We start from the raw sequence: 12,109 nt of genomic DNA, 5'->3' as shown, positions 1-12,109 counted from the left end.
TACGGCGGCCATGCCATGACCGAAGAGCGCCTCAAGCTGGCCTTTGCCCGCAACGTCAGTCTGCTCAAGCTGGTGGGCATCCATCCCGTCGTGGTGCACGGCGGCGGCCCGCAGATCAACGAGATGCTGAGCAAGCTGGAAATCAAGTCGGAGTTCCGCCAGGGGCACCGCGTCACCGACAAGGCCACCATGGACGTGGTGGAAATGGTGCTGGTCGGCTCCGTGAACAAGAGCGTGGTGAATCTCATCAACAAAACGGGAGCGAGGGCCGTGGGGCTTTCCGGCAAGGACGGCATGCTGCTCGAGGCGCGCAAGCTCGCCATGACCATCAGTCACGGCGAACAGCAGCCGCCGGAAATCATCGATCTCGGCAACGTGGGAGAGGTCACGAACGTGAACACCCAGCTTCTGCGTTCGCTCATTAACGATGAGTTCGTGCCCGTCATCGCGCCCGTGGGCGTGGATGCTGAAGGCAATACCTACAACATCAACGCCGACTCCGTAGCCGGAGCCGTGGCCGGTGCGCTCAAGGCCCGCCGTCTGCTCATGCTCACCGACGTGGCCGGCATTCTGGACAAGGAAGGGAAGCTCATCGAGCATATCGACACGGCCGATGCGCATCGTCTTCTGGAAGACGGCACGCTGAGCGGCGGCATGATCCCCAAGATCAACTGCTGTCTCGACGCGCTGGACAGGGGCGTGGACAAGGTGACCATCGTGGACGGTCGCGTGGAAAACTGTCTGCTTCTGGAACTGCTTACCGATCAGGGCATAGGCACCGAAATCGTGAAGTAGCGGGAATGACGTTCGGGGTGAAATCGACCCGGAAAGGCGTCTTCCATGCCTTCGGTCAAAGTGTTTCCTGAAGGCGTCGCTCACGCAGCGTCAAACGTTGTTTTTATGAAAAAAGGCGGCTTCGGCCGCCTTTTTTCATGTCCGGCGTGGGTGCGCTTGGGGCATGCGGTGCCGGGAGCGCCGCAGAAGAAGCGCGGACGTGCCCCAACTGTCAGCGCAGCTTTTTGATCTTCTTCACGAACGTGCGGCCGTTCCAGAGATAGTACACGGCGTTGTCGGGCTCAAGCTCGCAGGGAAAGCCGTCGGAAGCGAAGGAGGGCAGGACTTCCAGTCCTCTGTCGAAGACGCAGTAGGTGCAGCTTGAGGAAATTCTTCCGGGAAGATCGCGGTCGGGCCTGAAAAAGTCGTCGACGGCCGGTTCGGGGGGCAGGGGAAGCGGGGCGGCATGACCGCCGGCGCTTATGTACCACAGTTCGGAAACGCATTCGCCGTCGTCCTCTTCGGTGCGGAAGGCGGCTACGGCTCCGCGCTCCGAACGGAACATTTTCAGGGAGACGTCCGGCAGTCCGTCCGCCGAGGCCACGCGCAGCGTGTCCCGGTCGTCCTCGGCAATGCTCCAGTGCTCGGTGACTCCCTGATCGGCCAGCTGATCCTTGTCGGACTCGCTGAGGGGGGCTCGAGTGTTGTCGAATATTTCCGTCGGGATGAGAGCAAAGGCCTGTCTGGCGGTAAGAGGCCGGGAAGGCCGGGCCTCGGCGTCGTAGCCGAGCGCAGGCAACATCAGCAGAATTGCCAGAATGACGGCTGTCTTGCACATGTTTTTGCGTCCATGAGGAAGAAAGGCCGCATCGGCTGGATGCGGCCTTTCCGTAAAGGAACGGCGCGGACTCGGCGTCCGCGCCGGCTGTGACTATTTGCGGTGATGCTGGCAGTGGCTCGGCACCTGGGCCGCAGGGTTGCCTTCGCGCATCATGCGCACGGCGCAGAAGTTGCCGCACATGGCGCAGGCTTCTTCGTTCTTGTGGGGTTCGCGGCGCTTGTCCATGAGCTCGGGATCAATGGCGGCTTCGCGCATGGCTTCCCAGTCGAGCTCCATGCGGGCCTTGGACATCTTGGCTTCGCGCGCTCTGGCACGGGGCGTGCCGAGGGCGTTTTCACCGGCCTGAGCCGCCACGCGGGAGGCCATGACGCCCTGCTTCACGTCGTCCTCGTCGGGCAGGGTAAGGTGCTCGGCGGGGGTGAGGTAGCACAAAAAGTCCACGCCTGCCTTCACGGCCAGAGCGCCGCCGATGGCTCCGGCAATGTGGTCATAGCCGGGAGTGGTGTCGGTGACGATGGGGCCGAGCACATAGAGAGGCGCGCCGTGGGTGAGCGTCTTGATGTTGATGATCTGCGCTTCCACCTCGCGCAGGTTCACGTGGCCGGGGCCTTCGATCATGCACTGCACGCCCTTTTCCAGACCGCGCCTGGCAAGCTGGCCGAGCATGATGACTTCCATCCACTGGGCGGCGTCGCCGGCGTCGCTGCCCGCTCCGGGACGCAGACCGTCGCCGAGCGAGAGCGTGACGTTGTAGCGCAGCGCAATGTCGAGCAGACGGTCGAACCCGGTGAGCAGGGGATTTTCCTTGTCGTTGCGCAGCATCCAGCGGGAAAGAATGCTGCCGCCGCGGGATACGATGCCCATGACGCGGCCGCCCTTGGCGCCCCATTCCGCACCCTGGCGGGTGAGGCCGCAGTGCAGGGTCATGAAGTCCACGCCCTGTTCGGCCTGCTTTTCCACGTCTGCGAAGATGACTTCGGGATCGATGGTGGCCGGGTCTTCGCCGCGGTCGATGTATATCTGCGCCACGCCGTACATGGGAACCGTGCCGAGAGGAGCGGGGCAGGCTTCCAGCATCTGGCGGCGGATGTCGTCGAGGTCGCCCGCAATGGAGAGATCCATGACGGTGTCCGCGCCGGCGTCCAGAGCGATTTTGAGCTTGCGCATTTCACCCTTCACGCTGCAGTGGAAGGGCGAGGTGCCGATGTTGGCGTTCACCTTCACCCGAGAGGGCTGTCCCACCAGAATGGGACGGACGTCCTTGTGGTTGGGGTTGCCGAGCAGCACCATGGTGCCCGCTTCGATGGCGGAACGGATTTCTTCTTCCGTCAGGCCTTCTTCTTCGCACAGACGTGCCTTGTGCTGTTCAAACAGACTGGCAAGGGCCTGATTCTTCTCAAAAATGGACATGCTGCCTCCTTCTGAGGAGTCCGGTCTTCGACGGCGGGAAGACGCTGGCTTGCCGCCGCCCGTTGCGGCGTTCTGCCGCGGATGCATCCGGGAAGACGCGTTCGGTGTCTTCCGCGGTGTATGAGTGAGCAGTCGGGGAGGGGGACTCCCCGGATGTTCCTACTGCTTTTTCTCTATCTTTGCCCAGGAATCCTTGAGCGTCACGGTACGGTTGAACACGGGGTGTTCCGGCGTGCCGTCGGGGTCCGCGCAGAAATAGCCCACGCGCTCGAACTGCACGCGGCTGCCCGCGGGAAGCGTGGCGAGATAGGGTTCCGCCATGGCCGTGACGATCTTTTCGGAATCGGGATTGAAGTAGTCGAGGAAGGTCTTGCCTTCTTCGATGTCGCTGTCGGTTTCGGTGGTGAACATCTGTTCGTACAGACGAACTTCGGCGGGAACGGCATGCCGGGCGCTCACCCAGTGCAGCGTGCCCTTGACCTTGCGGCCGTCGGGGCTGGAGCCGCCGCGCGAAGAGGGATCATGGGTGCAGTGCAGCTCCACGATGTTGCCGTCCGCGTCCTTTATGACTTCCCGGCAGGTGATGTAGTAGGCGTAGCGGAGGCGCACTTCCGCACCGGGAGCGAGACGGAAGTACTTCTTGGGCGGATCTTCCCGGAAGTCGTCGCGATCGATGTAGATTTCTCGGCAGAAGGGCACCTTGCGGCTCCCGAAGGACGCATCTTCGGGGTGCAGCGGCTGATCGAATTCCTCCACCTGATCTTCGGGGTAGTCGGTGATGACGACCTTGAGCGGGTTGAGCACGGCCATGCAGCGCGGTGCGACGGCGTTCAGATGCTCGCGGCAGCAGAATTCCAGCAGGCTGTAATGCACCACGGAATCGGCGCTGCGGGCGATGCCGATGCGCGAGCAGAAGTCGCGGATGGACTCGGGCGTGTAGCCGCGGCGGCGCAGACCGGAAATGGTGGGCATGCGGGGATCGTCCCAGCCGCGCACGTAGCCTTCCTTCACCAGCTGGATGAGCTTGCGCTTGGAAAGCACGGTGTAGGTGAGCTGGAGACGTGCAAATTCTATCTGCTGGGAGTGATAGACGCCGAGCGTGTCCAGCACCCAGTCGTAGAGCTCGCGGTTGTTGTCGAACTCCAGCGTGCAGATGGAATGCGTGATGCCCTCGATGGAGTCGGAGAGGCAGTGCGTGAAGTCGTACATCGGGTAGATGCACCACTTGTCGCCCGTGCGGTGATGCGTGGCATGGCGTATGCGGTAGATGGTGGGATCGCGCATGATGATGTTGGGCGACGCCATGTCTATCTTGGCGCGGAGCACGTATCTGCCGTCTTCAAATTCGCCGGCCTTCATGCGGCGGAAAAGATCGAGGCTCTCCTCGGCGGGGCGGTCGCGCCACGGGCTGGGCGTGCCGGGCTTCGTGAGCGTGCCGCGGTATTCGCGTATCTCGTCGGCGGAAAGCTCGTCCACATAGGCTTTGCCCATCATGATGAGCTTTTCGGCGTATTCATAAAGCTGGTCGAAGTAGTCGGAGGCGTAATGGACGTCGCCGGCCCACTGGAAGCCCAGCCACTGTACGTCCTTCTGAATGGAGTCGACGTACTCGGTGTCTTCCTTGACGGGGTTGGTGTCGTCGAAGCGCAGATTGCACAGCCCGCCGTATTCCTTGGCCAGACCGAAATTGATGCAGATGGATTTTGCGTGGCCTATGTGCAGATATCCGTTGGGTTCGGGAGGAAAGCGGGTATGCACGCGGCCGCCGAAACGGCCGGTAAGATTGTCCTGATTGATGCGGGCGCGGAGAAAGTCCGTGCCCTGGGCGCGTTCCGCTTCAGGGGCGGGGGTGTTCTGGCTCATGGGGGCCTCATGTCGTTTGGCTGCTGCGCGTTCAGGGCGCGCGGGACAGCGGTGGAACCATGCGCTTCGGCGCATGTCCTGAATGCCTGACGGCTGAAAAGAATACCTTTCTCGGACATGAAGGTCAATTGAGCGAAGGGGCGCCTCCGGGAAGGAAATGCAGGGTTTTTTCGCCCGGAAGGCGGGGAAGCGATGAGAAAAGAACCTGTCGGCGCGCCGTGTCGCCGGAGCATGAAGGGAGAAACGGCTACCGTTCCGTGCTGCGGCCCGGGAAGGGGGAGCTCCGATGCCGCGTCAGACCGGAGAGCGCGGGGGGCGGACCGGGGAGGAATCCGTGCGGGAAAGAAGAAGGGAACATAAATTCATATCAATCAATACAAAAATATGCCGATATTTTTATCGATTGATAAAAATATATTCATCATGCTTGTTTTATTGATTTTCTTCGATGCGTAACTTCAGATGTCTGCGCCATTTGGGAAGCATGCGCACGGCGTAGGAGGCCGTTTCCTTCAGAGCTTCTTCGTTCAGGTAGTCGCGCGCCTGAAGAGACATGCCTTCCAGAAAGGTGTTGAACGCCGAGGCGAGGCCCTCCGTGCTGGTGTTCTCAGGAAGCTGTCCCGTCCTGACGGCCTGCCGTATTTTTTCGGCGAACATGTTTTTGGTGGCGACGCGAAGCTTGTGCAGTGTTTCGGTGACGTCCGTCTCTCCGTCGGAAATGTTGACGGCGGCGAGCACCACCATGCAGCCGCAGGGAGTGTCGGCGGAAAGCAGAATGGAGGCGGCTTCGGCAAAGAAGTTGCTGACGGCCAGATAAAAGTCCTTCTCTTCCATGAACCGGCGGGAGGGAGCGGTCCAGTAGCGTTCTTCGTAGAAGGTCACGGCCTCCAGAAAAAGCCGGGACTTGTTGCCGAAGGCGGCGTACAGACTGGGCGCGTTTATGCCCATGGCGGCACACAGTTCGGATATGGATGCGGGTTCGTAGCCGCGTCTCCAGAATACTTCCAGGGCCCTGAGGAGTGCCGCGTCTCTGTCGAAGCTGCGTGGACGGCCCTTGCCGCGTGTTGTCGTGGTGGTGCTGAGTGCTGCCGTCATGAAGGCCTCGTGAAGGAGAGTTTGCCCTGAAGGGGGCGTTTTCGTGGTCCCGGGGGAGAGAGGAGAGGGGCTTTCTTTTCTTTGCCCGCAAGATGCGCTATTCTGCCCTCGCCCTCAACCGGGCGTCAAGATGATACGTCAGGCGGCGTGGCCGCGGGAGAAATGGTTATGGAAACGGAAGTTCGCAGGGATTCTCTGTACGCGTGGGTGCTGGCCTGTCGGCCGAAGACTCTGGCCGCGGCTCTCGCCCCCGTGGCCGTGGGCTGTTCTCTGGCCGCCTGGGCGGGGAGCTTCCGGGTGATCCCGGCGCTTCTCTGCGTGCTTTTCGCCGTGCTCATGCAGATAGCTTCCAACTTCATCAACGACGTGTGCGACTTCGAGCAGGGCAACGACCGGGATGACCGCCTCGGACCGCGCCGTGCCTGCGCCCAGGGCTGGATATCGCCGCGCAGAATGAAGACGGGCATCGTCATCGATCTGGTGCTGGCGCTTTGTGCGGGGCTGCCTCTTGTCTGGTACGGGGGCTGGAGCATGGCGGGCGTGGCGCTTGTCTGTCTTGTGTGTGCCTACATGTATTCTGCTGGACCGTATCCTCTGGCGGCGCACGGCTGGGGCGACGTGCTCGTGGTGGTCTTTTTCGGGCTTGTGGCCGTAGGCTTCACCTATTACGTTCAGGCCGGGGCATGGTCTCCTCAGGCCACGCTTGCCGGGCTTGCCGTGGGCGTGTGCATCAATCTGCTGCTCACCATCAACAACTTCCGCGACCGCGATCAGGACCGGCTTTCCGGCAAGAAGACGCTCATTGCGCGCTTCGGCGCGGAATTCGGCCTCCGCTACTATCTTGCCCAGGGCGGCTTTGCCTGCGCTTTTGCGCTCTGTCTCATCCCGCATGGAATGTTTTGGGCGGGCCTTCTGCCGCTTCTTTTTCTCATTCCCCACTATCGGGTGTGGAGCAGAATCTCTTCCATTTATGAGGGCAGGGAGCTCAATCGCTGCCTCGGCCTCACGTCCCGCAACATTCTTGTCTTCAGTCTTCTTCTTGCCGCCGGAATGCTGCTGGACGCCATGGCGAAATAGCGTTCAGCGCAGAGCCTGCCACAGGCATACCAGCCCGGCGAGGGCAATGACCGCCATGAGCGCGCGTCGGAAGAGGTCAACGCGGATGTGCTTCACCACCGGGAACGCGCACAGAGCGCCGAGAATGCAGGCCGGCATGCCCCAGGCGGCGTAGCCCAGCACCTGCGGCGTGTAGAATCCCGCCTGAGCCTGAAGAACGCAGGTGAAAAGGCTGCGGACGAAGAAGAATATGCCGAGCGTTCCCAGAACTTCTCGCGGCCCCCAGCCGCGATAGAGCGCGTAGGCGCCTGCAGGCGGCCCGTCGAAGGATATGGCCGTGCCGAGAAGACCTGCGCCGAATCCCGCCGTGCCGCCGAGCAGCCAGGATTCCTTTTTTCTGCTGCCGGCTCTGGCCGTTCGCTGCCAGATCACGTAGACGATGAGCAGCACGCCCACCGAGCCCTGAAGCACGGCATCGGAGCACACCTGAAGGATCTTGAGTCCGGCGAATGAGCCCGGGACAGCCCCCAGTAGCAGAGGCCACAGCGCCGCCGTGCGGCAGTGCCGGAAATGCATGAAGGCCAGGCTGCCGTCCATGGCGGCGTTGAGAATGCAGCTGAGAGGAATGACCACGTGCATGGGAAGAATGAGCGCTGCGGCGGGCACGGCGACCATGGCGCCGCCTATGCCGGTGAGGCCGGAGACGAATCCTCCCGCAAACCAGCAGAGAAAGACGATGAGTGAAGTGCTGTCCATGAAAACTGTCCTCTTCTGAGAGCGCCGGATTTTTACGGCCTTTGAGGGCGACAGGGCAGGGAAGCCGGACGATCGGGGCCTTCGGGGGAGAAAGGATGCTGCGTTGCCGGAACGCTGCACGGAGAACCTGCGGCCTTATGGAAGCGTGACCGACGGAGGAAAACGCAGGACGCTCCGGTCGGACAAGCGTTTTTTTGTCCGGCAGCAGAAGCGCAAAAAGAAAGCGGAAGGCGGTCACGGGGAAGAATGACCGCCTTCCGGCCGGCGGAGGGGAGAAGGCGGACGTTCAGATGCGCCGGCTGTCCGCCTCCTCAGTCATGAACGTGGGATCAGGCGTTTTCACGTTCAGGAGCGCAGGGGATTTCCTTCTTGTCGAAAAGGATGGGGATGTCGGTGCCCCCGAGAATGTTCCGGGAGATTTCTTCGGTGGAGAGACTGCTCCATACCTTCTTGTTGGAGAAGTAGAACACGAAGCCCATGACGACCCACACGGCGAGCACGCAGCGAGGCGCGAAGGAGATGTAGGCGGGCGAGCCGGGGGTAAGAAGCAGCACGAGGGTCAGGATGGAGCAGATCGTGCCCATGACGCAGCAGAACAGGCCGAGGCGTCTGCCAGCGGCGTTTTCGCTGTTCAGAATGGCGCGACGGGCGACGAGACAGGTGAAGAGATAGCCTATGCCGGTGCCGACGGAGCTCATGTCCACGGTCCAGCCGACGGCGGAGCGGCCGGCGAAGGGCGTGAGCAGGGCAAGAACAGCGGTGAAGAGAATGGCATTGTAGGGCGTGTGATAGGTGGGATGGATGCGGCCGAACCATTCGGGGAGGATGCTCCCTCTGGACATGGCAAGGAGCAGACGGCTGGCGGCCACGAAGAAGCCGTTGATGCCGGTGCACACGGCGCCGAACACGGCGCAGGCAAGAATGACGGAGCCGAGCTTGCCGAAGGCCAGCGTGGCCACGTAGCCGGTAGCCCAGGCGTGACCGCCGGCGGCGCGCATTTCTTCCATTTTTGCGAGAAGTTCGGGGTAGGGAATGGCGATGGCCACACCGAGCATGACCATGGCGTAGAGTATCATGCCCACGAAGATGGAGACGACCATGATGTTGCGGCAGCGGCCGGGATCGAAGGCGAATTCCTCGGAGGCCTGGGGTACGGTGTCGAAGCCCACGAAGAGGAAGGGTGAGAGCGCAAATATGCTCATGATGCAGGCGGCCTGCGACTTGTTTTCCGCAAACAGGGGCACGAGGTTGCTGATGCCGGCGGAATCCAGGGAGGAGGAGCCGAAGAAGAAGGCCACGATGCCGAAGGTGAGCATGAAGGCAAGAATGAGCTGCAGCTTGCCGGCCATGCCGACGCTGCGGTAGTTGAGCCAGCCGAAGATGATGGTGCCGGCGGTCATGAGCAGCACTTCGCCCATGTAGACCTTCCAGCCCGCGATGGTGTAGAGCTCGCCGAATTCGAACACTCCCGGGAACAGGAAGCGGAAGATGAGCGAGAGCGCGGCAATGTCTATCATGACGATGGCGATGTAGCCGATGACCAGCGCCCAGCCGCATATGAACGAGGCGGTGGGGCCGAAGCCTATGTAGGCATAGGTGAACGCACCTCCGGCGACGGGAGCGTATTTGACCATGTAGCTGTAGCACACGCCGACGAAGGAAATGAGAATGGCGCCGGCAAGGAAGCCGAGCAGCGTGCCGAGGGGACCGGCGGAGGGGAGAAACATGTCACCGGGAAGGACGAAGCAGCCCCAGCCGACGATGGAGCCGAGCGCGAGGGCGCAGACCTGCATGGGAGAAAGGGACTTGGTAAGCTTGGCTTCTGACATATGTCGTTCCTGCTGATGGAGAGAGGGGAACCTGCTGACGCAGGAGAGGTCGCCCGGAGGCTTCCGAAAACGGAGCGCGGGTGCTGCGGGCCGAAAACAAGCAAACGACTTTTGGGTGATGGAATTGTGTGCGAAAAGAATGTGAGATGATGAACTTGAAGCAAGAACCATGCCAAAAGAGCCCATGTGGAACAGCTTATACCTAACAATCTAAATATAAAAGAAAAATATTTTTAACGGTAATGAAAGTCATTAGCTTAAAAAAAGAAAATAATCAAAAAAGAAAAAATTTTTTTCTTTTTTGAAAGAAATATGTGAAAAATAGAGCTATTTGTTTTGCGTCAAACCGAAAAAAATGAACGGGTTAATAGCAAATATTCCATAATTTGCACTTGTTTTCTCATGTGAAGAACAACGCGATGCCTGCCGCAACAGCAGGAAAAAAGAAGAAAAAATGTATATATTTAAATTAAATCAATATGTTATATGTATACTTCCGGCATGAAGGCACCGTTCGGACGGGGAACGGGCTGACGGGCTTCCTGGCCGGGACAGGCGTTTCTATCCCGGGAAGGGAAATGGAGGTCTGTCCAAGGATCTTGTCTGACGGAATCCGCCCATGGCAGCGGAAGAAAAACGGGGCTGTTGTGCTGGAGCAGGAGCAACGGACGGATCAGAAGAGGTGAAAAAGGCCTCAGCATGGGATTGCCGGATGCTGAGGCCTTTTGACGAAAGGGCGGGAAAAAGGAGGTCTTTCGATGCCGGCTGCGGATGGGAGGCGTGCAGCCGGGAATGTCGAGCTTCTGCGGAATGCCGGCACCGGCTCTGCCCGCAATGTCGGGGAAGTGCCTAATAATCCTCTTCGCTTATGCCGAGCTGCTTCATTTTGTAGCGCAGGCCGGGACCGGTGAGTTCCATGATTCTTGCGGCCTTGGAAACGTTGCCTCCCGTCACGCGCAGAACGTTGCGTATGCACCGGGATTCAAAGGCATTGAGCTTTTCTTTAAGAGGAATGACGCTGTTTCTGCGCACGTCGCGGTAGTCGTCGATGAAGGCGGCATCGTTCGGAGCTGCGGGCTGCGGCTGCGATTCTGCCGCACGCCTGCCGAGGCAGGCTTCCCGGAACTGTCTCGGCAGGCAGTCTTCGGTAATGACGGTGCGTTCGCCGAGCAGGGCGAGACTGCCTTCGATGACGTGCAGAAGCTCGCGGATGTTGCCGGGCCAGGAGTAGCCCCAGAACAGCTTCATGACGGAATCGGAGATTCTCACGCCGGGCTTTTCCCCGTCGCGCTGCAGGAAGGAGGAAATGAGCAGCGGAATGTCTTCCAGCCGTTCGCGCAGGGGAGGCACGGCAATGCCTACCACGGCAAGGCGGTAATAAAGGTCGTTGCGCAGTATGCCCCGGCTCACGGCCGTGATGGGAGGCTCGTTGAGAATGCTGATCACCCGCACATCCACGTCCTTTTCCGTGTTTGCCCCGAGCCTGCGCACTCTTTTTTCCTGAAGGACGCGCAGAAGCTTGGACTGCAGTCCGAGCGGCATGGAATTGAGCTCGTCGAGAAGCAGCGTGCCGCCGTCGGCCTTTTCAAAAAGACCGGGCTTGTCCGCGGCATCGGTGTACGCGCCTTTTGACGTGCCGAACAGTATGCCTTCCAGCAGGTTTTCCGGTATGGCCGCGCAGTTGACGGCCACGAAGGGATGATCCTTTCGCGGGCTTGCGGCGTGCAGCGCCTGCGCGAAGAGTTCCTTGCCGGTGCCGTTTTCCCCCCAGATCATGACCGGCACCGGACTTCTGGCGGCCACCTTTGCGTCGCTTATGGCGCCGCGCAGCGCCGGATCGTGGCCGATGATGCTTTCAAACGTGTAGCGCGTGCTTTCGCTGGCGGCGGCAGGAGCACGCGTGTTCATTTTTGCCTCGCCGGTAAGAAGCGCGCTGTCCACCCATATGGTGAAGGCCAGCACGCCGTCTTTCCGGCCTTCGCGGAACAGCGGATAGAAGTCCGTCACGGAGGAGAACAGGGAATTGTTGATGGTCTTGTACCAGTATGCCTTCCGCAAAAGCGGTTCGCCCCGGTGCAGACATTCCATGGTGGGAATGCGGGTCATGCCGTTGGGCACGTAAAGTTCCGTGATGTGCTTGCCCACCACGCCCGAGGTGCTGAATCCGTCCACTCGGGCCTGAATTTCGTTCATGTAGACGCACGTTCCCTCACCGTCCACAATGGCCACGCCGATGCTCATGTGGTCCCATATGGCCCGCATGGCAGGAGTCATGACGTCTGCCATGCTGACGTCGCTGCAGCTTTTCGTACCGATAAGCATAGGAGATCCTTTTGACGGAAGGTCTGATAAATTTTTCTCATGTATAAAAAAATACTTTTTAAAAAGAAAGTTTTTTTTGCGACCTTTGTGGCTTCCGGCAGTGAAATTTTGCCTTGTCAGTTTTATAAAATGTTATATTTCAGATAATTATGATGATAAATAA

Annotated in this window: 9 protein-coding genes; 2 read left to right on the top strand and 7 right to left on the bottom strand. The window is 60.1% G+C overall.

The features are described 5' to 3' along the window. Window positions 1-795 (top strand): acetylglutamate kinase (argB, locus tag QZZ60_RS07210; RefSeq protein WP_295639894.1); only part of this gene is annotated, 795 nt, incomplete at its 5' end. Window positions 796-1,006: 211 nt separating this feature from the next. Here argB and QZZ60_RS07205 read toward each other — a convergent pair. From QZZ60_RS07205 to QZZ60_RS07190, 4 genes are all read right to left on the bottom strand, one after another. Continuing rightward, window positions 1,007-1,612 (bottom strand): hypothetical protein, encoded by a 606-nt coding sequence (locus tag QZZ60_RS07205; RefSeq protein WP_295639891.1) that lies wholly within the window; start codon window positions 1,610-1,612, stop codon window positions 1,007-1,009. Window positions 1,613-1,705: 93 nt separating this feature from the next. Then, window positions 1,706-3,025 (bottom strand): phosphomethylpyrimidine synthase ThiC, encoded by a 1,320-nt coding sequence (thiC, locus tag QZZ60_RS07200; RefSeq protein ID WP_295639888.1) that lies wholly within the window; start codon window positions 3,023-3,025, stop codon window positions 1,706-1,708. Between the two features lie 159 nt (window positions 3,026-3,184). Further along, window positions 3,185-4,888, bottom strand: a complete 1,704-nt coding sequence (locus QZZ60_RS07195) for a glutamine--tRNA ligase/YqeY domain fusion protein (RefSeq protein ID WP_295639885.1) — start codon at window positions 4,886-4,888, stop codon at window positions 3,185-3,187. Between the two features lie 432 nt (window positions 4,889-5,320). Further along, window positions 5,321-5,983: a TetR/AcrR family transcriptional regulator gene (locus tag QZZ60_RS07190; protein ID WP_295639882.1), complete on the bottom strand. Its 663-nt coding sequence runs from the start codon at window positions 5,981-5,983 to the stop codon at window positions 5,321-5,323. A 168-nt stretch (window positions 5,984-6,151) separates the two neighbouring features. Between QZZ60_RS07190 and menA the strand changes: the two genes are divergently transcribed. Next, entirely contained in the window at window positions 6,152-7,060 is a 909-nt protein-coding gene (menA, locus tag QZZ60_RS07185) for a 1,4-dihydroxy-2-naphthoate octaprenyltransferase (protein WP_295639880.1), read from the top strand. A gap of 3 nt (window positions 7,061-7,063) precedes the next feature. Here menA and QZZ60_RS07180 read toward each other — a convergent pair whose 3' ends face one another. The 3 genes from QZZ60_RS07180 to QZZ60_RS07170 form a co-directional block, all read right to left on the bottom strand. Further along, a complete protein-coding gene (locus tag QZZ60_RS07180) occupies window positions 7,064-7,795 on the bottom strand; it encodes a sulfite exporter TauE/SafE family protein (protein WP_295639877.1) in 732 nt (243 codons plus the stop codon). 329 nt (window positions 7,796-8,124) lie between these two features. Next, on the bottom strand, window positions 8,125-9,624 hold the full coding sequence (locus QZZ60_RS07175) for an APC family permease (protein ID WP_295639873.1): 1,500 nt from the start codon (window positions 9,622-9,624) through the stop codon (window positions 8,125-8,127). A gap of 849 nt (window positions 9,625-10,473) precedes the next feature. Then, entirely contained in the window at window positions 10,474-11,946 is a 1,473-nt protein-coding gene (locus QZZ60_RS07170; RefSeq protein WP_295639870.1) for a sigma 54-interacting transcriptional regulator, read from the bottom strand. Between the last annotated feature and the right edge of the window lie 163 nt (window positions 11,947-12,109).

This window comes from uncultured Mailhella sp., from assembly GCF_905187505.1.
In the GTDB taxonomy this organism is placed as follows: Bacteria; Desulfobacterota; Desulfovibrionia; order Desulfovibrionales; family Desulfovibrionaceae; genus Mailhella.
The sequence above is the reverse complement of the archived record's forward strand: the minus strand, read 5'-3'. Positions and strand labels throughout refer to the sequence as shown.